At 74.7% G+C, this 22,811-nt stretch carries 17 protein-coding genes; 13 read left to right on the top strand and 4 right to left on the bottom strand.

The window, feature by feature from the left end:
* The first annotated feature begins 72 nt into the window (after positions 1-72).
* The 7 genes from ACIQIB_RS02570 to ACIQIB_RS02540 all read left to right on the top strand — a co-directional run bounded on the left by ACIQIB_RS02570 (position 73) and on the right by ACIQIB_RS02540 (position 11,421).
* Positions 73-1,989, top strand: a complete 1,917-nt coding sequence (locus ACIQIB_RS02570) for an ATP-binding protein (RefSeq protein WP_400756284.1) — start codon at positions 73-75, stop codon at positions 1,987-1,989.
* 86 nt (positions 1,990-2,075) lie between these two features.
* The gene (locus ACIQIB_RS02565) at positions 2,076-4,433 is read left to right on the top strand and encodes a hypothetical protein (protein ID WP_400659937.1); all 2,358 of its coding nucleotides are present in this window, start codon (positions 2,076-2,078) and stop codon (positions 4,431-4,433) included.
* A gap of 136 nt (positions 4,434-4,569) precedes the next feature.
* Entirely contained in the window at positions 4,570-5,223 is a 654-nt protein-coding gene (locus ACIQIB_RS02560) for a DedA family protein (RefSeq protein WP_400756283.1), read from the top strand.
* A gap of 129 nt (positions 5,224-5,352) precedes the next feature.
* On the top strand, positions 5,353-7,170 hold the full coding sequence (locus ACIQIB_RS02555) for a threonine/serine exporter family protein (protein WP_363612443.1): 1,818 nt from the start codon (positions 5,353-5,355) through the stop codon (positions 7,168-7,170).
* A gap of 78 nt (positions 7,171-7,248) precedes the next feature.
* Entirely contained in the window at positions 7,249-8,340 is a 1,092-nt protein-coding gene (locus tag ACIQIB_RS02550) for a hypothetical protein (RefSeq protein WP_363612445.1), read from the top strand.
* 332 nt (positions 8,341-8,672) lie between these two features.
* A complete protein-coding gene (locus tag ACIQIB_RS02545) occupies positions 8,673-9,992 on the top strand; it encodes a C40 family peptidase (protein WP_400756282.1) in 1,320 nt (439 codons plus the stop codon).
* Between the two features lie 115 nt (positions 9,993-10,107).
* Positions 10,108-11,421, top strand: coding sequence for a GNAT family N-acetyltransferase (locus ACIQIB_RS02540; RefSeq protein WP_400756280.1), 1,314 nt, complete (start codon positions 10,108-10,110; stop codon positions 11,419-11,421).
* A 180-nt stretch (positions 11,422-11,601) separates the two neighbouring features.
* Here ACIQIB_RS02540 and ACIQIB_RS02535 read toward each other — a convergent pair whose 3' ends face one another.
* A complete protein-coding gene (locus tag ACIQIB_RS02535; protein ID WP_400659950.1) occupies positions 11,602-12,435 on the bottom strand; it encodes a TetR family transcriptional regulator in 834 nt (277 codons plus the stop codon).
* Between the two features lie 184 nt (positions 12,436-12,619).
* On the opposite strand from ACIQIB_RS02535, the gene ACIQIB_RS02530 reads away from it, so the two are divergent.
* Entirely contained in the window at positions 12,620-13,213 is a 594-nt protein-coding gene (locus ACIQIB_RS02530) for a GNAT family N-acetyltransferase (protein WP_363612451.1), read from the top strand.
* Between the two features lie 13 nt (positions 13,214-13,226).
* Here the strand turns inward: ACIQIB_RS02530 and ACIQIB_RS02525 are convergent, their stop codons facing one another.
* On the bottom strand, positions 13,227-13,712 hold the full coding sequence (locus ACIQIB_RS02525; RefSeq protein ID WP_400756279.1) for a macro domain-containing protein: 486 nt from the start codon (positions 13,710-13,712) through the stop codon (positions 13,227-13,229).
* 9 nt (positions 13,713-13,721) lie between these two features.
* Entirely contained in the window at positions 13,722-15,026 is a 1,305-nt protein-coding gene (locus ACIQIB_RS02520) for an MFS transporter (protein WP_400659954.1), read from the bottom strand.
* 129 nt (positions 15,027-15,155) lie between these two features.
* Here ACIQIB_RS02520 and ACIQIB_RS02515 point away from each other — a divergent pair, with 129 nt between their 5' ends.
* Positions 15,156-16,124 carry a LysR family transcriptional regulator gene (locus ACIQIB_RS02515; protein WP_400659957.1) on the top strand — a complete coding sequence of 323 codons (969 nt, stop codon included), beginning with the start codon at positions 15,156-15,158 and terminating at the stop codon, positions 16,122-16,124.
* A 182-nt stretch (positions 16,125-16,306) separates the two neighbouring features.
* On the opposite strand, the gene ACIQIB_RS02510 is transcribed toward ACIQIB_RS02515, so the two are convergent.
* Positions 16,307-16,918: a YceI family protein gene (locus tag ACIQIB_RS02510; protein WP_363612459.1), complete on the bottom strand. Its 612-nt coding sequence runs from the start codon at positions 16,916-16,918 to the stop codon at positions 16,307-16,309.
* 263 nt (positions 16,919-17,181) lie between these two features.
* On the opposite strand from ACIQIB_RS02510, the gene ACIQIB_RS02505 reads away from it, so the two are divergent.
* From ACIQIB_RS02505 to ACIQIB_RS02490, 4 genes are all read left to right on the top strand, one after another.
* Entirely contained in the window at positions 17,182-20,451 is a 3,270-nt protein-coding gene (locus ACIQIB_RS02505; RefSeq protein ID WP_400756277.1) for a DEAD/DEAH box helicase, read from the top strand.
* Entirely contained in the window at positions 20,448-20,702 is a 255-nt protein-coding gene (locus ACIQIB_RS02500; protein WP_400659965.1) for a hypothetical protein, read from the top strand. Before ACIQIB_RS02505 ends, ACIQIB_RS02500 begins: the two co-directional genes overlap by 4 nt.
* A gap of 282 nt (positions 20,703-20,984) precedes the next feature.
* Positions 20,985-22,112: a MerR family transcriptional regulator gene (locus ACIQIB_RS02495; protein ID WP_400756275.1), complete on the top strand. Its 1,128-nt coding sequence runs from the start codon at positions 20,985-20,987 to the stop codon at positions 22,110-22,112.
* A gap of 213 nt (positions 22,113-22,325) precedes the next feature.
* Entirely contained in the window at positions 22,326-22,796 is a 471-nt protein-coding gene (locus ACIQIB_RS02490) for a helix-turn-helix domain-containing protein (protein WP_400756274.1), read from the top strand.
* The last annotated feature ends 15 nt before the right edge of the window (positions 22,797-22,811 follow it).

Here is a 22,811-nt window from a genome sequence, read left to right as displayed (position 1 = left end):
GGTTGACCGAGTCCCGACCTCCCCTCAGAAACAAATGGTCGCCGGATAGTCGCACTGGCACACTGAGGACCCATGTCTGAAGGTCTCCCGCCCGACCCCGTGCCCGCCGAGGATCTGCGTACGACCGAGGTCGATCTCGGCGGACTGGTGAACGTCCTCGCCACCCACCTCTACTCCACCCCGCTGGTCGCCCTGCGCGAACTCGTCCAGAACGCCCACGACTCGCACACCCGCCGCCTCCTGGAGGACCCGGACGGCGGCCACCGGCCCCTGATCCGGGTGCGCGGCGACATCGACCGGCGCACCGTCGGCATCGAGGACACCGGCGCCGGCCTCACCGAACCGGAGATCCACGCCTACCTCGCCACCGTCGGCACCGGCTACACCCGGATGCTGCGCGAACTCACCGGCAACCAGGAGCTCATCGGCGCCTTCGGCCTCGGCTTCCTCTCCGCCTTCTCGGTGGCCGACGAGGTCGTCGTCACCACCACCTCGCACCGCGAGCCCGGCCTCGGCCACCGCTACCGCAGCCACGGCGGCGAACAGTACAGCGTCGAACGGGTCGCCGCCCGGCCGCTGCCCGGCACCGTCGTCGAGCTGTCGCTCAAGGCCGAGCACGCCCACCTCGCCGACGAGCACGCGCTGCGCGAGGTGCTCGGCCGGTACTGCGTCCTGCTGCCGATCCCGGTCTACGTGGGCGACGACGAACACCCCGTCAACGGCGTCCGGGTGCCCTGGCGCCGGCCTTCCGACGGCGACCAGTACGCCGCCCGGATGCGGTTCGCCGCCGCCTTCGGCCGCCGCTTCGAACCGCTGACGGCCTTCCCGGTGCAGCCGGCCCCGGACGCGGCCGAGGACGGCACCGACGCGGTCGGCCTGCTCTGGGTCCAGGACGGCGGCACCTACGGCAGCACCGACAACCGCGACCTCGCCGTCTACCTGCGCGGCATGCTGCTCGCCGAGGACGCCCGTGACCTGCTGCCCAGCTGGGCCGGGTTCATCGGCGGCGTGGTCGAGTCCGGCCGGCTCACCCCCACCGCCAGCCGCGAGGACCTCCAGCGCGACGGGCACTACCGCGCCCTCCAGCAGGCCCTCGCCGACGCCATCGTGGACGGCCTCTACGAGACCGCCCGGCTGCGGCCCGCCGTCTGGCGCCGCATCCTCAGCCGGCACGGCCAGGACCTGCTCGGGGCCGCACTCTGCGACGACCGGCTCTTCACCCTGCTCGCCGACGACGTCCCGGTGCCCACCTCGCAGGGCGACCTGACCGCGGGCGCGCTGCGGGCGGCCGGCGGGGGAGCGGTGCACGTCGCCCTCGGCAGCGGCGGCGGCTTCGAGGAGATGCTCTACCGGGCGATGCAGGTGCCGATCGCGCGCGGCGACCGCTACGCCGTACTGCCGTTCCTGCGCCGTTACGCCCAGCTGAGGGACTGCCGGATCGTCGAACTCGGCAGCGAGAGCGGCAACCGCGAGCTGTTCCGCGACCCGGAACGCCCGCTGCCCGCGGAGGAGGCCGCCTGGCTGTCCGGCGCCCTCGCGGACCCGGGCGAGCAGCTCGTCCCGGCCCGGTTCGATCCGCCCGGCCTGCCGCTGGTCCTCGTCCCGGACCGCGAGGCCGAGCTGAAGGCCAGGATCGAGGACGACCAGGCCGACGCCCGCATCCCGTCCGCCGCGCTGCGGCTGGCCCGGGCGTTCACCGCGCGCACCGACGGCGAGGTGAAGGCCCGGCTCTACCTCAACCTCGCCTGCCCCACCGTCCAGGACCTGCTCACCGCCTACCGCGACGGGCACACCGGCAGCGCCACCGCGGCCGGGCTGCTCCGCTCGCTCAAGGTGATCATGGCCGCGGCCTCGGCCGGCTCGTCCGGCGGGGACCTCACCGCGGCCCTGTCCGGCATCGGCACCGCGGTCTCCGCGCTCACCGCCGCCCTGCCGGAGGGCCTGCCCGCCGTCCCGGACAGCCCGGACGGCCTGGCGGACGGGGCCTGACCGATGGCGCCGAACGGATTGTCAGTGGGGGGCGGCACACTGCCCACCAGCACAGCGCACCACCCGCAGGGGGAGACGGAAGCGGTATGAGCACCGACATCTGGGCCTGGGTCCACGACACCCACCAGCAGCTGGCCGAGGCCGGCCACCGGCGGCTGGCCGACGCCATCTACGAGCTCCCCGGCCATGCCAACGAGGGGCGCAACGAGCAGCTCGACGCCGTCTACCCGGAGGCCGTCGCGGCCGCCCGGGCACTCGGCCTGCCCTGGGTCGAGGTCTACCTGCGGCACTGGCGGATGCAGAACCTGCTGAACAAGCGCCACCAGGGCGAGCAGGCCCTGCCCGAGGCGGTGGACCTGCTGGAGTTCGCGCACCGCGAGGAGACGGCCGGCTGCCCGCAGTCGGTCTGTGTGGTGCAGGACTTCGCGATCTGCCACGCCCGGGTCGACGGCCCCGGCTACGTGCCCGAGCGGCTCGCCGTGCTCGGCGAGACGCTGGAGCGGATCGAGCCCGCCCGGGCCTGCTTCGACTGCCTCTCCCGGGAGTACTCCGACGCCCTGGAGGACGACGGCCGCCCGGCCGAGGCGCTCAGCCACCTCGACAGCGCCGCCACCCGGATGCAGGCGGCCGGCCAGCGGCTCTCCCTGCACTTCCACCACGCCCGGGCCGGCACGCTGCACCTGCTCGGCCGGCACGAGGACGTGCTGGCCCTGCTGGACACCGCCGAGCAGGCCGAGCGTGCCCGCGGCCGCGGGATCGACGACAGCGACCGGCGCTGGGGCGCCCTGCTGCGGGCCCGCGCGCTGGCCTCCCTCGGCCGCACCGAGGAGGCGCTCGCCCTGCTGCCCTCCCTCGCGGACGCCGAGCGCCACGCCGACCTGCGGTCGGCCTGGACCAGGACCGTCGAGCTGCTGGTCGAGGCCGGCGCCTGGGAGAACGACGCCGAACTCGGCGCCGCCGTGGCCGGCTGGGTCGCCTACCTCGACGGCACCGGCTCGCACCGGCCCTGCGTGGACCTGCTGCTGGCCGCCGGGCGGCTGGCCGTGCGGCGCGGCGCCCGGACGGTCGCGCTCACCCTGGCCGCCACCGGCGAGCGCAAGCTCACCCGGCTGCGCCGCACGGAGGGCGTCGCCGAGGAGGTCGCCGCGCTGCGGGCCGCCGCCGAGGCGCTGCCGGTACCCGAGCTGCCCGTCCCGCCGGCCGAGCTCGCGGCACACCTCGCCGAGGCGGGCGTGCCCTACGAGACCGGCGCCGACCTGCTCTCCGTCGCCCTGGACCGGTACCGGGGTGAGCAGGCCGGCGCCACCACACTGGCGATCAACCTGGCCGCGGTGCTGGGCGGTCTCGGCCACGCCCGGGCCGCCGCCGACCTGCTCTGGGCGCGGCTCGACGCCGACCCGGAGAACGAGGAGCTGACCGGCATGCTCGGCGCCACCCTGGTCGAGGCCGGGGACGGCGAGGGCGTCCGCCGGCTGGCCGACCGGCTGGCGCTGACCAGCCCGGGCGACGGGCACTGGATCCGCGCCCGCTGGGCCGCCGCCGAGGGCCGCTGGGCCGAGGTGCTGGAGCAGTGCGAGGCGATCCTGGCCACGCACCCGGACCGGATCAACACCCGCCGGCTGGCCGCCGCCGCGGCGACCGAGCTCGGCGACCACGGGACGGCGCAGCGGCTGTACCAGGAGATCCTGGAGCACGCGCTGCCGGCCGAGGGCACCCCGCCGGAGGAGCGGCACCGTACCGTCCAGGAGCCCGACCTCTGGCACCTGATCACCGCGGCCACCGTCAACCGGGACTGGACGGCCGTCCGTTCCACCGGCGCCCTGATCGGCATCGAGTTCGACGAGCCCGAGGGCCCGGTGGACGAGGAGTGGCAGCTGGTCACCGTCCGGGCCCCGCGGACCGACGGCTCCACCGCCGACCTCCCGGCCGTCCGCACCGGCCCGGCCACCGCCCGCCTCCTGCCGGTGCTCGGCGACGACCTGACGTTCAACCACGGCGACGTGGTGGTCTTCGCCCCGGCCCTGCTGGAGCGGCCGCCCGCCGACGACGCCCCGGAAGAGGAGAAGGAGCGCTGGCGCCCGGTGTTCCAGCTGCTGACGCTGCTCGACCCGGCCGGCTACACCACCTACTGGATCGACGGCGGCTGGCCCGGCGACGAGGCCTGGGCCGAACTCCGCGAGGAGCTGCGGCAGGCCGGCTACGCGGTGTGGGCGTACAGCGGGGATCACTACAGCATCACCGACCCGGCGGACGACGACGGGTCGCTGCCCGGCATCTACGCCGCCGTCGCGGTGCCGCCCACCGCGCAGGCCGCCGAGGCCGACGCCCTGCTCCACCGGCTCACCGGCTCCTGGCCGCACCCGCTCTCCTGGCTCGACCTGGCCAGGGCGGCGGGCGCGGACACCGGCCGCCACGAGGAGATCGTCGAGCGCTACGGGCTCTGAGGCGCACCCGTACCCGGTACCGGCGGCCCGCCGGTACCGGGTACGGGAACCGCCCGCAGGCCCTCTTGAGTCAAGGATTCTTGGTCAGTGCTTTACTGTTTCATTGCCAAGACCCGACCTCAGGAGTGCCTGCCCTGTGACCAGCCTCGCCCTCGGCCCGTCCTGGCTCGATCCGACCAGCCTGATCTCCACCTTCGGGCTGCTCGGCATCCTGGCCATCGTCTTCGCCGAGTCCGGTCTGCTGATCGGCTTCTTCCTCCCCGGTGACTCCCTGCTCTTCACCACCGGTCTCCTGGTGGCCGGCGGCACCTACCTGCACCAGCCGCTCTGGCTGGTCTGCGCGCTGATCGTGGCCGCCGCCGTGGCCGGGGACCAGGTCGGCTACCTCTTCGGCCGCAAGGTCGGACCGAGCCTGTTCCGGCGCGCCGACTCCCGGCTGTTCAAGCAGGAGAACGTGGAGAAGGCGGCCGCCTTCTTCGACCGGCACGGGCCGAAGGCGATCGTGCTGGCCCGCTTCGTGCCGATCGTGCGGACCTTCACCCCGATCGTCGCCGGGGTGAGCAGGATGAACTACCGCACCTTCGTCGTCTTCAACCTCGTCGGCGGCGTGCTCTGGGGCGGCGGCGTCACCGTGCTCGGCTACTTCCTCGGCCGGATCCCCTTCGTCCGGGACAACATCGAGGCGATCCTGATCGGCATCGTGCTGCTCTCGGTGGTCCCGGTGGCCATCGAACTGCTGCGCGCCCGCCGCTCCGGCACGGCCTCCACTGACCGCCACCGCGCCGGGTAGGCGCCCGTACGCCCCGCCGCCCGCCGGGACGTACATGTGCGTCCTGCAGTTCGATCAGGCAAGGTGTAAGCGGAGATCGAACGGCGGCCCGGGTGGCCCGGCGCCACCAGGGGCGGCAAGGAGCGGGAAGTGCCTAAGCGGGGCCGGCCGGGCGCAGGCAAGCGGGCCAGGGGCGGCAGGGCGGCACGCCAGGCACGGCAGGCGCGGCAGACACCGCCGGTCCGGCCGGTCCACCCCTCCGACGCGCCGCCCACCGAGGGCCTGCTCGGCCACCCGGCTCCGGCCGTCGAGCCCGCCACGGTGATCCCGCTCGCCCCGCCGGCCCCGCCCACCAAGGGGCTGCTGACCCCGGAGCCCACGCCCGAGGCCGAGGCGGAGCCCGCACCCGTGCCCGCCGCCGGGGCCGGCACCACCGGCCCCCGCCGGCGCTCGGTCGCCGAGGACACCCTCACCCCCGAGGAGTGGCGGGCCGCCGGCTACACGCCACCCACCGGGATCGCCGTCCCCACCCTGCGGGCCGGCGCCCCCGGCGAGGCGCCCTGGCCGGACCGGATGCGCACCCTGCTGCGCACCCCGATGTCCGAGCGCCCGGCCTTCGAGCGGACGCCCCGCGAACTGCACCCCTCCGCCGCCCGGAACGTGCCGCGCATCCTCGACCTGACGCTGCGTATCGGCGAGCTGCTGCTGGCCAGCGGCGAGGCCGCCGAGGACGTCGAGGCGGCCATGCTCGGCATCGCCCACGCCTACCGGCTGGACCGCTGCGAGCCGCAGGTCACCTTCACCCTGATCGGCATCTCCCACCAGCCCTCGCTGGTCGAGCCCCCGGTCACCGCGGACCGGGTGGTGCGCCGCCGCACCTCCGACTACATCCGGCTCAACGCCGTGTACGAGCTGGTCGCCGACATCACCGCGGAGAAGGTCACCGTCAACGACGCGTACCGCCGCCTCGCCCTGATCCGCCGCAACCGGCACCCGTACCCGGCCTGGCTGCTCTCGCTGAACTCCGGCCTGCTGGCCGGCGCGGCGACCTTCCTGGTCGGCGGGCGGGCCGACGACAAGGCCTGGCTGGTCTTCGCCAGCGCCTTCATCGCCGCCGTCCTCGGCGACCGGCTGGCCTCGCTGGTCGCCCGGCGCGGACTGCCGGAGTTCTACCAGTTCGTGCTGGCCGCGATGCCCGCCGCCGCCTCCGGCATCATCCTGTCGCTCAACGACTGGGGCCTGCGCGGCTCGGTCGTGATCACCGGCGGGCTCTTCGCCCTGCTGCCCGGGCGGGCCCTGGTCGCCGCCGTCCAGGACGGCCTGACCGGCTTCTACATCACCGCCGCCGCCCGGCTGCTCGAAGTGATCTACCTGGTCGCGGGCATCGTCATCGGCGTGATGCTGATCCTCTACCTCGGCGTCGGCTTCGAGGCGAAGCTCAAACCGGACGAGAGCCTGGTCGGCGTCAACTACCCGCCGGTCCAGATGATCGCCGCGCTGGTGCTGACGCTCGCCTTCGCGATGCTGCTCCAGACCGACCGCCGCTCGCTCGCCCTGGTCACCCTGAACAGCGGCATCGGCTGGGCCAGCTACGGCGTGCTGGCCTACAACGCGGGGCTCTCCCCGATCGTCGCCACCGGGGTGGCGGCCGGCCTGGTCGGCCTCTTCGGCCAGCTGATGGCCCGTTACCGCTACGGCTCCGCGCTGCCCTACGTGACCGCCGCGATCGGCCCGCTGATGCCCGGTTCGGCGCTCTACCTCGGCATGCTCTCCTTCGCCCAGGGCCACGCCAGCGCCGGGCTGGTCTCGGTCAGCCGCGCCGCCGCGATCGCGATGGCGCTGGCGATCGGCGTGAACCTCGGTGGCGAGGTCGCCCGCCTCTTCATGAAGCTCCCGGGCGGCGCCGAGCGCCCGTCGCTGTACCCGGCCGTCCCACGGCGGGCGGCCAAGCGCACTCGGGGCTTCTGACCGCGCGTTGGACCGCTGTTGGCCCCCGGGTCATGTCGCGGCAGGCAGGACGCAGTACCAGGAACGAAGGTAAGACCCATGACCACACTGCTGGACGGCTACCGCGCGCACATCGTCGCGGCGCACAAGCAACCGCTGTTCCTGCTGCTGGTCGGGTTCATCACCTCGTTCGTCTTCATCCGGGTCAGCGTGCGGATGATCCGGGCCCAGGTGCGCTGGTGGCCGGGCAACGTCACCCCCGGTGGCCTGCACATCCACCACATGGTGTTCGGTCTGGGCTTTCTGCTGGTCGGCGGCGTCGGGGTGTTCGCGACCTACGGCGGGCACCCGTGGATCGACCTGTTCGGGCTGCTCTTCGGCATCGGTTGCGGTCTGGTGCTGGACGAGTTCGCGCTGATCCTGCACCTGGACGACGTCTACTGGAGCGAGCAGGGCCGCAAGTCGGTGGACGCGGTGATCTTCGGCATCCTGTTCACCGCGCTGCTGCTCACCGGGTACGTGCCGCTCGGTGTGGTGCCGAGCCAGGAGACCAGGTGGGGCCTGGTCGCGGTGATCTCGGTGAACGCGCTGGTCTCGGTGGTCACCCTGCTCAAGGGCAAGATGTGGACGGGGCTGCTCGGCATCATGGTGCCCGGCCTCTCCTGGATCGGCGCGATCCGGCTGGCCCGCCCCAGCAGCCCCTGGGCACGCTGGCGCTACGCCACGCGCCCCCGCCGCCGGGCGCGTGCGCTCCGGCGCGAGCGACTGCTGCACGGGCGCGCCGACCGGGCCCGTACCTGGCTCTTCGACCTGATCGCCGGCGCCCCCGACAAGGTCCCGGCCCACCACCCCGCCGCCCAGCGGGTGGCCGAGCGGATGGCCGCCCGGGCCAGCGCCCACCTCGACGCGCACGCCGCCCGCTCGCTGGCCCGCCGCTCCGCCCGGCTCGCCGACCGCCGCTCGGCGGCGGCCGCCGGGCCCGGTGCCGCGCCGGCCGGGGGATACCCGCAGGCCGCGCCGGCCGACCCCCGATCCGCGTACGAACTCGGCCAGCAGCGGCGGGCGGAGCAGCGCCGCCGGACGGTCCGGGCCGGCCGCAACCGCACCTACGCGCTGCGTCCGACCGGTCTGGAGCCCCGGCCCGACCGCCACCCCCGGCTGCGGACGCACACCCCCCGGATCCACCGGTAGGCCGTCCACCCGGTGCTCCCGGCCGAAGTTGACGTTCAGTCGGATCCGTCGGTCGGTCACCCGCCCGGCGGCGCAGGGCTGGTGGGGGCGGACCGAGCGGTCTGAGAATAATGCGAAGAGTGATGGGCCTGTCACGCGATGAGATGTTCTTCGGGGGATCGCCGGTCTCCCGGGCCCGCTCAGACCCGCTCAGACCCTGTCAGGCCTTGTCAGACCCGATCAGATCTCGTCAGCCCCGTCGGACCCCCGCTCGTCCCGTTCGTCCCGTTCGTCCCGCTCGATCCGTCGGGGCCGGTGGCGGCGCGGCGTCCGACCAGTGAGAAGGATGTCCCGTGGCGCGCAGGCTCCTGCCGACCCTCCTGTTCTCCCTCGCGGCCCTCCTGGGGCTGCTCCCCGCCGCGGCGGCGGCACCGGCGGACCCGGAGCCGGCCCCGGCCGGCGCCCACGCCGACGAGGCGTACCCGTCCACCGAGGACATCGACCGCTCCCGCGCCGAGGCCGACCGCCGGGCCGACTCGGTCGGCACCATCGAAGCCGGCCTCACCGCCGCCAGGACGGCGCTGGAACGGGCCGGCCGGGTCGCGGAACAGGCCGTCGAGGCCTACAACGGCGCACAGCTCGCGCTCACCAGAGCCCGCGCCGAGGAGGCCGCCGCCGCCGGGCGGGCCGCCGCCGCCGAGGCCGAGCGGGCCGCCGCCGTCGAGGACGCCGCCCAGCTGGCCGCCGAAACGTATCGCCAGGGCGCCGGCGCCGAGCTCTCCGCCCTCAACGCCCTGTTCGGCGCGCACGGCCCGCGCGAGGCCGGGGACCGCGCCGCGGTGGTCGGCGTCGCCAGCGACCGCACCCGGCAGATCCTGGACGCCGCGACCTCCACGGCCGCCTCCGCCGCCCGCGCCTCGGCCGCCGCCCGCGCCGCCGCCGAGGCCGCCGGGCAGGCCGCCGCCGAGGTCGGCGCCGCCAGGGAACGCGCCGAGGCCCGGCTGGCCGACCAGCAGACCGAGGTCGGCGCCATCGGACAGCGCCGCGAGCAGCTGCTCGCCGAACTGGCCGCCACCCGGAACACCACGGTCGAGCTGGAGCGGCAGCGGCGCGAGGCCCTGGAGGTCATCGCCGCCCGTGAGGCCGAGGCCGCCGCCCGCGCGGCCGCCGAGCAGGCCGCCGCCGAAGAGGCCGCCGCGGAGCAGGTCGCCGTCGCGGCCGCGGCCGCCGCAGCAGCGGACGTGAAAGCCTCCAAGGCGGCCCCGCTCCCGGAGGCCGCCCCGTCCCCGGACGTCCGGCCGTGGTCCGCCGAGGCCGCGTCCGCCGCCGTCGCCTTCGCCCGCTCCAAGATCGGGCTGCCCTACATCTGGGGCGGCGAGGGCCCCGGCGGCTACGACTGCTCCGGGCTGACCATGATGGCCTGGCGCCAGGGCGGCAAGCAGCTCAACCACTTCGCCGCCGACCAGTACGCCCAGAGCAGCCGGGTCGGCTACTCCCAGCTCCGCCCCGGCGACCTCGTCTTCTGGACCGACACCGGCCGCGCCGCCGACATCCACCACGTCGGCCTCTACATCGGCGACGACCAGATGATCGAGGCACCCCGCCCCGGCCGGGCGGTCAAGCAGGCCAGCCTCTGGATCATGGGCACCCCGGACTTCTACGCCCGCCCGTAGCGGGCCGGGCCTCCGGCCGCCAGGTGGCGGTGCGTCATCTCCGGTGGTGGCGGCCGGTGGTCCGTGCCGAAATAAATGAGATGCCGCCGTCGCGGGCCGGTCGTACGGTGGCTCAATGGGCAACGAAGTGAACGGCGAGTCCCGTGACCCGGGCCGTGGCCGGCTGAAGGAGACCGTCGACACCGTGGGCGGCGTCGAGATCCGTGCGATCGCCGAGGACGAGATCGCCGCGTGGGACCGGGCGCTCGCCCTGGGGTTCCTGCGCTCGCACGTGGAGAGCGCGGCCGACTTCCGGCGGCTGCAGTACGAGCCGGGGCGGGTGCTCGCGGCCGTGGACGACGGCCGGCACGTCGCCACGTTCCGGAGTTTCGACGTCGAGCTGACCGTTCCCGGCGGGGCCACCGTCCAGGCGGACGCCGTCACCGCCGTCACCGTGTCCGCCACCCATCGCCGGCGCGGTCTGCTCAGCCGGATGATGTCGCACGACCTGGCGGCGGCCCGCGAGCGCGGCTCGGCGGTCGCCATCCTGATCGCGGCCGAGTACAACATCTACGGCCGGTTCGGCTTCGGCCCGGCCACCCGCGGCCACGGCTGGAACATCGACCTGCTGCGCACCCGCGGCCTGCGCGAGGGCCTGCCCACCGTCCCCGGCGGGCGGATCGACTTCGTCGGCATGGAGGAGCTGCGCAAGGTCGGCCCCGAACTGCACGACCGCTGGCGGCTCACCCAGCCCGGCGCGATCGCCCGTGACGACATCTGGTGGAAGCGCACGACCGGCGAGACCAAGGTGCCCGGCTTCGACTGGAAGGAGCCCTTCGCCGCCGTCCACCGGAACGCCGAGGGCACCGCCACCGGCCTGGTCGTCTACCGGGTCGACGACAGCTGGGACGGCAGCTACCCGAACTGCACCCTCACCGTGGCCGACTTCCTCGCCCTCGACCGGGGTGCCGCCGCCGAGCTGTGGCGGTTCGTCCTCTCCGTCGACTGGGTGCGCAAGGTCGTCGCGGAGAACATCGGCGTGGACGACCCGCTGCCGCTGCTGCTCAGCGACCCGCGCGCCGCCACCCCGTACGTGGACAACGCCGACTTCACCTGGCTGCGGGTGCTCGACGTCGAGGCCGCCTTCAACGCCCGTACCTACGGCGCGCCGGGCCGGGTCGTGCTGGAGGTCGAGGACCGGGACGGCTATACGGCCGGGCGCTGGGCCATCGAGGTCGCCGCCGACGGCACCGGCCGCTGCACCCGCACCTCCGACGAGGCGGACCTCGCGCTGGACGCCTCCGCGCTCGGCTCGCTCTACCTGGGCGGCGAGACCGCCCCGAGGCTGGCCGCCGCGGGCCTGGTCACCGAGCTGCGCCCGGGCGCGGCCGCCGCCGCGGACCTCCTGCTGCGTACCCCACTGGCCGCCTGGAACCCGGACAATTTCTGAGCGGCGCACCCCTGGTGGGCTTCGGCCGGTCCGCCGCGGCCGTCGTGCGGGCAACCGCCGACGGCCGGGCGGGCCGGCCGTCGGCATGACCGGCCCGGTGGCCCGGATCCCGCTCCCCCCTCCGGTCCCGTCGGGAGCGGGCGCCTTTCCGGGAGCGGGCGCCTGATGGTGGCTCCGGGCCTACTTGGCGGCCGTCTTCCCGATGGTGGGGAGGATGAAGTCCTGGATCAGGCCCTTGGCGTCGCGGACGATCGGGCGGAACACCCGGTAGCGCGAGAGGTTGATGATCCGGGCGACCATCGGGGTCGAGCGGCGGACGTACTCGCGGGTGCGCTCGGTGTCCGGGGTGCGGTCGAAGACCCAGTAGAGGACGACGATCATCAGGTTGAGCCAGAGCAGGTCGGGCAGCAGCTCGGCCAGTTCGGCGTCCAGCTTGGGGGCGAGTTCCGACCCGGTCAGCACCTCGCGGAACAGCTCCACGGCGGTGGCCCTGGCCGGGTGGGACTCGTTGGAGAACGGGCTCAGCGCGCTGTTCGGGTCGGCCGCCGTGCGGAAGAACTGGGCGGCGAACTCGTGGTACGGCGCCGCGCAGTCGAGCCAGGAGCTCACGGCGATCTCCAGACGCTCCGTGAAGTCCTTGGTGCCGGCCAGCCGTCGGCGGGCGTCGGCGGCGTGCTCGTACGTCATCCGGTCGTAGAACCCCTGGATGAGGAATTCCTTCGACGAGAAGTAGTAGTAGGCGTTGCCGACCGAGACACCGGCCTCGGCGGCGATGGCGCGCATGGTGGTCCTGTCGTAGCCGCGCTCCTGGAAGAGCCGCATGGCGGTCTCCAGGATCAGCGCCCGGGTCTGCTCGCTCTTGTCGGTCTTCGGCTGGGCACGGCTGCCACGCGATTCGGCGGGCGGTGCCGCCGGGGGCGCCGCCGGTGCCTCTACCTGCGTCCCGTCCGCACCACGCGTACCGTTCGCGGCGCTCGTGCTGCCCGTACCGTTCGTCGCTGCCAGGTCGTCCACGGATCCGAGCCTAGCCGGATCGCTCAGTTCCAGCCGGTGTCGTGGCGTACGGCACCGGATGCCCCCTCCGCATCCGGTGCCGTCGCCTCGCCCCCGCTTATTTCGAACGCGTTCAAAAGCATGGCACGACTGTAGAGGTAAGCGTTGAACATGTTCAACCCGGGGTGTGTGGGAGGCTCGTCACATGACCGCATCCGATGACCGCGCCACGACGACTCCGGCCGTCGGGGCGACGGCCGCCACGGGCTCCCCGGCCTCGGCCACCACGATCCGGCGGGGCACCGCGCACGATGCCGGGACCGTCGCCGAGTTGCACAGCCTCAGCTGGCGTACCGCGTACACCGGCATCGTCCCGGAGGAGGCGCTCGGCGACGGGCTGCCCGCCGAGCGGCACGAGGTCTGGTCGCTGCGGCTGGCCGTCGACTACGGCGAACCGGCCAACACCCCGGAGCTGCTGATCGCCGAACAGGCCGGTGCCGCCGTCGGGTTCGCCTATCTCGTCCCGCAGCCGGACGGCCGCGTGCTGCTCGACAACCTGCACGTCCGGCCCGGCCGCACCGGCGGCGGCATCGGCCGCGCCCTGCTGGACACGGCGCGCGCGCACGTCGCGCGGCGGCACCCCGGCGCCGACCTCTACCTGGAGGTCCTGTGTGCCAACACCCGGGCGGTCGCCTTCTACGAACGCGAGGGTGGTCGCCGGACGGCGCAGCGGGAGGGCGTCTTCCCCGGTGGCCATGTGCTGCCGGAGTACGAGTACACCTGGCCGGCCGCCGGCTGAGACCGGCCGCCGGTCAGTCGTGGTCGTAGACCGTCACCGGCACCCCCCGATCCACCAGCCGGGCCGTCACCAGCGGCTCGACCCGCTCCCAGCGCCCGCCCGCCAGACCGCAGCCGATCCGCGGCATGTGGACGGACGCGCCGAGCGCCAGCGCCTGCCCGGCCAGCGCCGTCAGCGCGGTGTCGATCGCCTCGTACCGGACCGGCACGCCCGTCGACCGGGCCGTCCGGATGCCGCGCTGGCCGACCATGTTCGCCACCCAGACGTACGGTTCGACCCGCACCAGCTGGACGGCACCCAGCCCGAAGTCGTTGCCCGCGCGCTCCCGGTGCCAGCGCCGGAACGCGGCCTCCGGCTCCGGCCAGCGCCGGGACAGCGCCAGCACGAACCCCTTGCCCCAGCCGCCGAGGTCGTTGCAGACGTGCGCGATCATCTTCACGCCCTTGGCCTGGGGCGCGGTGGCATCGCCGCGGACGTAACGGATGGTCGTCGCTTCCATGCCCCGACGCTAGCCCGCAGTACCGACAGTCCGTTCGGAATTTCCGGCCGCGTTCCCAGCCGGGTTCCCGGCCGCGTTCCCGGCGGCAGGCGGCCGGTCCGGGCCCCGCAGGTGGCGGCGGCCGGACAGCGCGATCAGCAGGGCGAGGGCGGCGGCGCCGGCGGGCAGCCAGTAGCCGGTGCCGGGGGCGGCGTGCTCGGCGACCGCCCCGGCGAGGGCCGCACCGGCCGAGATGCCGACCACGATGCCGGACACCGCCACCGCCATGCCCTCGTTCAGCCTCCGCCGCGGCAGCAGCTCCTGGACCAGCGTCATGCCGGTCACCATGGTCGGCGCGGTGCCCGTCCCGGCCGCGAACAGCGCGACCCCGAGCGTGCCGAGCCCGGCCCCACCCAGCCCGGCGGCCAGCGGCAGGAGCAGCAGACCGGCCATCGCCCCGGTGCCCAGCAGGAAACGGACGCCCGGTGCCCGGCGCGGCCGCAGCAGTCCGAAGGCCAGCCCCGCCGCGCACGAGCCGGCCGCGACCAGTGCCAGCAGCCCGCCCGCCACCGGCTTGTGGCCGAGCGCGTCGGCGTACGCCACGGTGGTGATCTCCATCGAGCCGAAGACCATGCCGGTGGCGAGGAAGGTCAGCAGCAGCACCCGCAGGCCGGGCACCCGCAGCGGTGAGCCGTGGCGTTCGCGCGACGGGCGCTCCGCGACCGGCGGTTCGGTCCGCCGCTGGGCCGCGAAGAGCAGGGCGCCGGTGGTGCCGAGCACACCGGCGGTGACCATCCCGGCCTCCGGGGCCAGCGTGGTGCTGAGCGTCATCGCGAGCACCGGCCCGGCCATGAAGCAGAGTTCGTCCAGCGCCTGCTCGAAGGAGTTGGCCAGGTGCCGGGCCGCCGGGTCGTCCCGGTACAGCTGCGCCCAGCGGGCCCGCGCCATGCCACCCAGGTTCGGCGCCGCCGCGCACGCCGCCCAGCAGGCGTACAGCGTCCAGTCGGGAGCCCCGAGCCGGACGCAGAGCAGCAGGCCGGCGAACGGGACGGCGTTGTACAGCGTCGCCGGGACGGCGACCCGCGCCTGCCCGTACCGGTCCACCAGCCGGCCGAGCAGCGGCATGCCGATCGCCCCGGTGACCAGTCCGGCCGCCGCGACGGTGCCCGCCAGCGCGTAGGACCCGCGCCGTTCGGCGAGCAGGACCACCAGCGAGACGCCGGTCATCGACATCGCGAGTCGGCCGAGGAGCCCGGCCAGGGTGAAGGCGGCGGTGCCGGGGGCGGCGAACAGGCGTCGGTAGGAGGCGAACAGGGCGGGGGCGCGCGCGGGCATGGGGCTCCAGGGCAGAGAGGTCCCGGCGGCGGGGGTTTCCGGGGGAGCCCTCAGCTTCGCGGGGCGGACCGGCGCCCGTCCAACACCTGTTTCGCCGGACTCACAACACCCTGTTGTTAATCTGCCGCCATGCCCCGTGACCTGCACCCCCGCCTGCTCCGAGGCTTCGTCGCGACCGCCGAGACGCTGCACTTCGGCCGGGCCGCCGAGCGGCTGCACGTCGCCCAGCAGGCGCTCAGCCGGGACATCCGCGCGCTGGAGCGGCTGCTCGGCGACGCGCTCTTCACCCGGACCACCCGCAGCGTCGAGCTCACCCCGGCGGGGCTGCGGCTGCTGCCGAAGGCGCGCCGGCTGCTGGCCCTGCACGACGAGATCGTCACGGACGCCGCGCACCGTCCGCTGCTGCTGGACCTCAACAGCGACGTCACCGGACCGGACCTGACGGCCTGCCGGGTGCTCGAACGGGCCCGGGCCGCCTGGCCGGAGGGTGAGATCCTGGCGCGCTTCCTCGGCGGACTCGCGGCGGCCGCCGGCGAGCTGCTGGCGCACCGGCTGGATGTCTCGTTCGGCCGATTCGCCGGCCTGTCGACCGGTCTGCGTTCCCAACTCGCCCAGGTGCCGGTTCGGTTGGAGCCGATCTCGGTGATGATGGCGGTCGGCCACCCGCTGGCCGGCCGGTCGGTGCTGCGCCTCGCCGAGCTGGCCGGTCACCCGGTGGACGTCTGCGCCGGCAATCCGGCCACCACGGAGTGGGCGGACCTCGGCGCCCGGCTGCTGGCCGAGCACGGCCTGGTGGCCGCCGCGCCGTACGTCCCGCCGGTCGGCGTGGACGAGACCGCCCGCTACCTCGCCCGGCACGGCGATCCGATGCTGACCACCACGGGCGGCCCGCTGATCCCCGGTGTGGTGAACGTGCCGCTGGTCGAGCCGGTGCCGCTCAGCCTGGTGAGCCTGGTGCACCGCCCCGACCTGCGTCACCCCGGGCTGACCGCACTGGCCGCCGCGGCCGCCGAACTCGGCTCCCGCGAAGGCTGGTTGCATCGCCCGCCGGGCAGCTGGCTGCCGACGGCCGACGCCGGGCTGGTGGCGCGGGCCTGAGCGATCGGAAGTCTCCCGCCCCGGGCGGAATGGCCCGCCGCCCGGCCGTTGTTGAGGCCGGAGACGAACCCGCCCCTGCCGTTCGGGGGTCGGCAGGGGCGGGGCGTGCGGGTACGTGTTGCGGCGGCGCGGTGGTGAAGCGCCGCGGAGGCGAAGCGGTGCGGTGGCCGTGGTCGGCCGGTTCAGGCCGCCTTGACGGCGGAGATGTCGAAGCTGAGCTTCACCTTCTCGCCGATCAGCACGCCGCCGGTCTCCAGCGCGGCGTTGTAGGTCAGGCCCCAGTCGGTGCGGTCCAGGACGGCGGTGCCCTCGAAGCCGACCCGCTCGGCGCCGTAGGCGTCGGTGGCGCTGCCGGTGTAGTCCAGGTCCAGGACGATCGGGCGGGTGGTGCCCTTGATGGTCAGCTCGCCGGTCAGCCGGTACGAGTCGCCGCGCAGCCGCTCGGCGGAGGTGCTGCGGAAGCGGATCTCGGGGTGGGTCTCGGCGGCGAAGAAGTCGCCGGTGCGCAGGTGCTCGTCGCGCTGCGTCTGGTTGGTGTCGATGCTCGCGACCTTGATCACCAGCTCGGCGGTGGAGTTGCCCGGGGTGGTGCCGTCCAGGTGGAGCTTGCCGTCGTACTCGGTGAAGCGGCCCTTGACGTTGGTGACCATCGCGTGCCGGACCGAGAAGCCGACCTCGCTGTGCGTGGTGTCGATCGCCCAGTCGCCGGTGAGGTGGCCGAGGTCCGGGCCGGCGGGGGCCTTGACGGCGGTGACGGTGGTGGCGGTGTTCTTGGTGCGGTTGAAAAGGCCCATGGCTCCTCCTCGGGTTCGAAGCCATTTGTTTAGGCTTCAACTTGTTGGCTTCAGCCTAGGGCAGTTTCGTTCAAAGTTCAACCATGCTGTCCGGGTGATTCCCGGAGTCGGCGCCCGCGCCCGGCCGGCCTCTCGTCGGTGGCGCTTTCCGCTTCGGGGGGCCGAGGCGTCGGCGAACCAGGCCAGTTCCTGTCCGCATTGAGCGCAGGGCCGCCGGATAGTCTTCGAACGTCGGTTCCGCAGACCCCGGGAGGGCCCCGCCCATGTTCGTGCTGCACGCGCTCTGGCGGGCGGACGGGCAGCTGGCGCTCTGGGCCGAGGATGCCCGGGCCTATCCCGCCGCGACGGCGGGTGACGCGCCCGCCGACCGGCCGTCCCCGCGCGCCCACCCGTACGCCTGCCCGGCCGCGGAGGTGGCCGCCCTGCTCGGCGGGATCGGCCCCGGCCTTGGCTGGCTGGCCGGACAGGCCCCCGAGCGGTGGGCCACCTTGCTGCTGCCCGCCGTCGGCGGCCGGCCGGCCCCCTCGCCCGACCTGCCGGTCACCCCCGTGCGCGGCGGCGCGGTCCTGCTGCCGTGGCGGGTGCCCGCCCTGCTGTTCGACGCGGCGGCGGCGGCCCAGCTGCTCGGGGAGGTGTTCGACCCGCACTGGGCCGTGACCGGCGCCGAACTCCCCGGTGCCGGGACCGTCGAGGTCACCTACGGCCCCTCGCTGCGCTGGCTCACCGCCGTGCACGACCTCGCCTGGCGCGTGGTCGGGCGAGGCCGGGTGCTGCCGGTGGCCGTCCTGGAGGGCGGCGTGCCGTCCGCCCGCTGGCGGCCGGACCCGGGGCCGGCCGAACGCCGGGAGGCCGCCGCGCTGGCGGCCGGCTGCCCGCCGGTCTGCCGGGGCGAGTGGCCCGCCGACCCCGGCGCTGCAGCCCTCGCCGCTTGGGCTGTTCCCGCCGCCCCCGCCGATCCCGTCCATGTGCCGGGGCGCAGCGGGGAGGCGCTGGTGGAGGCCGTTCTGGCCGTCCTGGTGGACGCCGAGGCCCGCGCCGTGCTCGCCGCCGAGCCCCCACTGCTGAAGCCCGCCGGTGTCGCCCGCCCGGGGGCGGCTGAGCGCTGGCTCGCCGCCCTGGCGGCCCCGGACGGGCGCCTCGCCCCGGAGGGCGGTCCTGTCCCCGGCGCCGGACCGGTCCCGGCCGACCTGGCCGACCTGGCCGAGCCGCCGGAGTTCGCCGAACTCCGGCGCCGGATCGCCGCCTGGTACGCCGCCGCCGAGCCCGCCTCAGCCGAACTGCGCCTCTGCTTCCGGCTGGTGGAACCGCTCGGCCCTGACCCGGACGACCCGGAAGGGCGGCCGTCCGACGACCACTGGCGGGTCGAGTTCCTGCTCCAGGCCGTCGACGAGCCCTCGCTGCTCGTCCGGGCCGCCGACCTGCACGAGGGCGGTGCCGCGCTGGCCGCGCTGGCCCGCAAGGCGGACGACCCGGCGGAGGTGCTCGCCGCCGAACTGGCCCGGGCCGCCCACCGCTGGCCCGCACTGGACGGGCTGCGCCACCGCGCCCGTCCGGCCGCGCTCCCCCTCGGCCGGGCCGGTGCGCTGGACTTCCTGCGCGACGCCGCGCCCGCGCTCGCCGAGGCCGGCTTCGGCGTCCTGCTGCCCGCCTGGTGGCGCCGCCGCCCCCGGCTCGGGCTCGCCCTGCAGGTCACCACGGTCCCGGCCCCCGGTTCGCTCGCCGTCGCCAGCCAGGTGGACCGGGACGCGGTGGTCGCCTTCCGCTGGCAGGCGGCGCTCGGCGACGGCGGTGACCCGCTCAGCGAGGCGGAGCTCGCCGACCTCGCCGCCGCCAAGCAGGGCCTGGTCCGGGTGCGTGGCAAGTGGGTCGAGGCCGACCCCGCGCAGATCGCCGCCGCGCTCTCCTTCCTCGCCCACCGGCGCGACGGGGTGATGTCCGCCGGCCACGTCCTGCGTACGGCGCTCGACCCCGATGCCATGGTGGCCGGTCTGCCGGTCACCGCCGTCAGGGTGGACGGCCCGCTCGGCGAACTGCTCGCCGGCCGCGCCGTCCCGGCCCCCGTGCCCGCCCTCCCCGCGGGCTTCCGTGCCGTCCTCCGCCCTTATCAGGAGCGGGGGCTGGCCTGGCTGAGCGGGCTGGCCGGCCTCGGTCTCGGCGCCGTCCTGGCCGACGACATGGGCCTCGGCAAGACCGTCCAGACCCTCGCCCTGCTGGCCGCCGAGCGGGCCCGGGGCGTCACCGGCCCGACCCTGCTGGTCTGCCCGATGTCCCTGGTCGGCAACTGGCAGCGCGAGACCGAGCGCTTCGCACCGGGACTGCGACTGCACGTCCACCACGGCTCGGGCCGGCTCGGCGAGGACGAACTGGCCGCCGCCGTGAGCGGGGTGGACCTGGTCATCACCACCTACGGCCTGGTCCAGCGCGACCTCGCCGCGCTGCGGGCGATCCGCTGGCGGCGGGTGGTCGCGGACGAGGCGCAGCACATCAAGAACCTCGGCACCGCGCAGTCCCGGGCGATTCGCTCGCTGCCCGTCACCGTCCACCGGATCGCCCTCACCGGCACCCCGGTGGAGAACCGCCTCGCGGAACTGCACGCCGTGCTGGACTTCGCCAACCCCGGACTGCTCGGCTCGGCCGAGCGTTTCAAGGAGCGCTACGCGATCCCGGTCGAGCTGCACCGCAACCCGGACCTCACCGCCGAACTCCAGCGCCGGACCGGGCCGTTCGTCCTGCGCAGGCTCAAGTCCGACCCGGCGGTGGCGGCCGAACTGCCCGCCAAGCAGGAGATGACCGTCTGGTGCAACCTCACCGTCGAACAGGCCGGCCTCTACCAGGCGGTGGTGGCCGACCTGTTGCAGCGGGTGCAGGGCATCAAGGGGGTGCAGCGGCGCGGCACCGTCCTGGCGTCCATCGGCAAGCTCAAGCAGGTCTGCAACCATCCGGCCCAACTGCTGCACGACGGCTCGGCGCTGGGGGAGCGGTCGGGCAAGGTGGCCCGGCTCGCGGAGCTGCTGACGGAGGCGCTGGCCGAAGGGGACCGCGTTCTGGTCTTCACCCAGTACGCGGAGTTCGGCGCGATGCTCCAGCCCTATCTGACCCGGCGGCTCGGCGAGGAGGTGCTCTATCTGCACGGCGGGGTCTCCCGGGCGCGCCGTGAGGAGATGGTGGCGCGCTTCCAGTCGCCGGACGGGCCAAGGGTGTTCCTGCTCTCGCTGCGGGCCGGCGGCACCGGCCTCAACCTGACCGCCGCCAACCAGGTGGTCCACCTCGACCGCTGGTGGAACCCGGCGGTCGAGGAACAGGCCACCGACCGCGCGTTCCGGATCGGCCAGCGCCGCGACGTCCAGGTCCGCCGGCTGGTCTGCGTGGGAACGGTCGAGGAGCGGATCGACGAACTGCTGGCGGCCAAGCGGGCGTTGGCCGAGGCGGTGGTGGGGGAGGGCGAGCAGTGGCTCACCGAGCTGCCCGCCGACGCACTGCGCGAACTGGTCGCGCTCTCCCGTGACGCGGTGGCCGAGGAGGAGGACCGATGACCGGGCAGCACCCGTCCGGGCACCAGCCGGAGCACGGACCGGACCGCGAGTCGACGCGTGAGCCGGAGCGGGGACAGGCGGCGCCCATGACCGTCGCCGACTACTGGCGCGGTGACTTCACCCTGCGCGCCGAGGCGGTCGAGGACCGGATCGAACCCTCGCTGAGCCGCCTCGGCCCGTCCGGGATCACCGTCCGCGGCCGGGACCTCGCCACCCTGCTCGCCCCGGCGTACGACGCCTTCCGGGCCTGACCCCGCCGCCCGATGTCACAGACCGGGGCCCTGTCCGGTCCTCGTGATGGCCCCCGCCCGGTCGACGGCGTGACGGCGTGACGGCGTGGCGGTGTGGCGGTGTGGCGGTGTCCGGGTTCGGCGAGGCGGACGGCGGCGGCCGGATCACCGGGATCCGGGCCCTGCGCGACCCCGGCAGCCCACCCACCGCTGCGGCCCGCGCTCCGCTCCCTACGGCGGATCCCACGGCCGGTCCCGGCCGGCGTTGACCCTCGACCTGGTCGAGACGGCAGAGTCGGCGGCATGGAGAGCGACCTGCGCAGCATCGGCGCACTGGCCCGCGACAGCGGTCTCAGCGTCAGCACCCTGCGCTTCTACGACGGCGCCGACGTGCTCACCCCGGCCTGGGTGGACCCGCAGACCGGCTATCGCTGGTACCGGCCCCGGCAGCTCGCCGACGCCCGGCTGCTCTGCCGGCTGCGGCGGGTCGGTCTGCCGCTGGCCGGCATCCGGGCCGTGCTCGGCGCCGATTCCGGCTCCGGCGCCGCCCACCGGGTGGTGGACACGCACCTGCGCAGGCTGGAGGACGGCCTCGCCGACGCCCGCCGCGAGCTCTCCCTGATCCGAGCGCTGATCGACCAGAGGGAGAACCCCGTGACCACCACACCCACCGAACTCCGCTTCACCGTCCCGGCCGGTGAGCTGGCCGTCGCGCTGGACGCGGTCCGCTTCGCGGTCGGCGGCGATCCCGAACTGCCGGTCCTGGCCGGCGTGCTGTTCGACCTGGACGGTGCACTGCTGCGCCTGGTCGCCACCGACCGGTACCGGATGGCGCTCGCCGAGGTCCCGGTGCGGGGCGCGTCCCCGGCCGAAGAGCCGGCGACCGAGGGTCTTCCGGCCGGCGCGATCGTTCCGACCGCCCTGGTGGACGGCATCCGCGCGCTGCTCGGCGCGGGTGGCGAGGAGGCGGAGCTGACCCTGGGCGGCGGCCTGGTCCGGGTCGAGACTGGCGGGCACCGCATCGAGGGTGCCACCCCGGACCACGACTACCCCGACTACCGGTCGCTGATCCGCCTCGACCCCGTCCACCGGGTCGGCCTGCCCGCCGCCGAACTGCGCGGCGCCGTCGAGTCCGGCGCCACCCGGACCCTGCCCTCCGGGCCGCACGGGGCCGCCTGCGAGGTCACCGTCCTCGCCCTCGGCCAGGACGGACGGCTCACCGTCGCCCCGGCCGACACCGCCGCCGCACCCGGCGAGGTTCGGGTGGCCGTCAACCGCGACTTCCTGCTGGAGGCGCTCCGGGCCGCCGGCCGACCCGAGCAGCTCGTCCTCGAACTGACCGGTCCGATCGCCCCGTTGGCCATCCGCTCGGCGGACCGGGACGGCACCTTCTCCATCCTGATGCCGATCCGGGTCCCCGACCTCGGGTGATCCGCCGGGCGCGGTCCCGCCCTCCCCGGCCCGGCCCCACCGGAAGCACCGGGGGCCACTGCGCCCTGCGGCGACCTGTCCAGCGGATCTTCCGGGGCCCAGCGTGTCGGCGGGGACGGTGGTGCGCAACTGGGCGAACTGCGCCGGCCCGGCGCGTTTGCTGTTGTTAGCACCCTGCTTGCACATGCAAGCAGGGTGGGGCAGGGTGGTCGCATGGCCTCACTGAATGTCGGCTCGTTGGGCGAGTACATCCGCGAGCAGCGGCGAAATGCGCAGTACTCGTTGCGGCAGTTGGCGGAGGCCGCCGGCGTGTCCAACCCCTACCTCAGCCAGATCGAGCGAGGGTTGCGCAAGCCGAGCGCGGAGATCCTGCAGCAGATCGCGAAGGCGCTGCGGATCTCGGCGGAGACGCTGTACGTCCAGGCCGGGATTCTGGAGGAGCGGCGGGACGAGGGCCTGGAGCTACGGGCCTCGATCCTGGCCGATCCGCTGATCAACGAGCGGCAGAAGCAGGCGCTGCTCGCGGTCTACGACGCTTTCCTCAAGGAGAACGCCGCTCATCAGGGCGCGGTCTCCGACGGCCCGGAAACCGGTGGCCCGCAGGCCGACGGTTCGAAGGTCGATCGCCTCGGGACCGCAGGTCCCACGACCGATGGCCCGAAAACCGTCGGCCCAGCAACCTAGACACCGGGAGGACCG

Source organism: Kitasatospora sp. NPDC092286 (assembly GCF_044755565.1).
Taxonomy (GTDB): Bacteria; Actinomycetota; Actinomycetes; order Streptomycetales; family Streptomycetaceae; genus Kitasatospora.
The sequence above is the reverse complement of the archived record's forward strand: the minus strand, read 5'-3'. Positions and strand labels throughout refer to the sequence as shown.

What these genes read in the sequence shown, in the direction of transcription:
- ACIQIB_RS02570 (WP_400756284.1), top strand. Translation starts at nt 73, where the DNA reads ATGTCTGAAGGTCTCCCGCCCGACCCCGTGCCCGCCGAGGATCTGCGT.
- ACIQIB_RS02550 (WP_363612445.1), top strand. Translation starts at nt 7,249, where the DNA reads ATGACCACACTGCTGGACGGCTACCGCGCGCACATCGTCGCGGCGCAC.
- ACIQIB_RS02505 (WP_400756277.1), top strand. Translation starts at nt 17,182, where the DNA reads ATGTTCGTGCTGCACGCGCTCTGGCGGGCGGACGGGCAGCTGGCGCTC.
- ACIQIB_RS02515 (WP_400659957.1), top strand. Translation starts at nt 15,156, where the DNA reads ATGCCCCGTGACCTGCACCCCCGCCTGCTCCGAGGCTTCGTCGCGACC.
- ACIQIB_RS02510 (WP_363612459.1), bottom strand. Translation starts at nt 16,918, where the DNA reads ATGGGCCTTTTCAACCGCACCAAGAACACCGCCACCACCGTCACCGCC.
- ACIQIB_RS02540 (WP_400756280.1), top strand. Translation starts at nt 10,108, where the DNA reads ATGGGCAACGAAGTGAACGGCGAGTCCCGTGACCCGGGCCGTGGCCGG.
- ACIQIB_RS02530 (WP_363612451.1), top strand. Translation starts at nt 12,620, where the DNA reads ATGACCGCATCCGATGACCGCGCCACGACGACTCCGGCCGTCGGGGCG.
- ACIQIB_RS02565 (WP_400659937.1), top strand. Translation starts at nt 2,076, where the DNA reads ATGAGCACCGACATCTGGGCCTGGGTCCACGACACCCACCAGCAGCTG.
- ACIQIB_RS02520 (WP_400659954.1), bottom strand. Translation starts at nt 15,026, where the DNA reads ATGCCCGCGCGCGCCCCCGCCCTGTTCGCCTCCTACCGACGCCTGTTC.
- ACIQIB_RS02500 (WP_400659965.1), top strand. Translation starts at nt 20,448, where the DNA reads ATGACCGGGCAGCACCCGTCCGGGCACCAGCCGGAGCACGGACCGGAC.
- ACIQIB_RS02495 (WP_400756275.1), top strand. Translation starts at nt 20,985, where the DNA reads ATGGAGAGCGACCTGCGCAGCATCGGCGCACTGGCCCGCGACAGCGGT.
- ACIQIB_RS02490 (WP_400756274.1), top strand. Translation starts at nt 22,326, where the DNA reads ATGGCCTCACTGAATGTCGGCTCGTTGGGCGAGTACATCCGCGAGCAG.
- ACIQIB_RS02525 (WP_400756279.1), bottom strand. Translation starts at nt 13,712, where the DNA reads ATGGAAGCGACGACCATCCGTTACGTCCGCGGCGATGCCACCGCGCCC.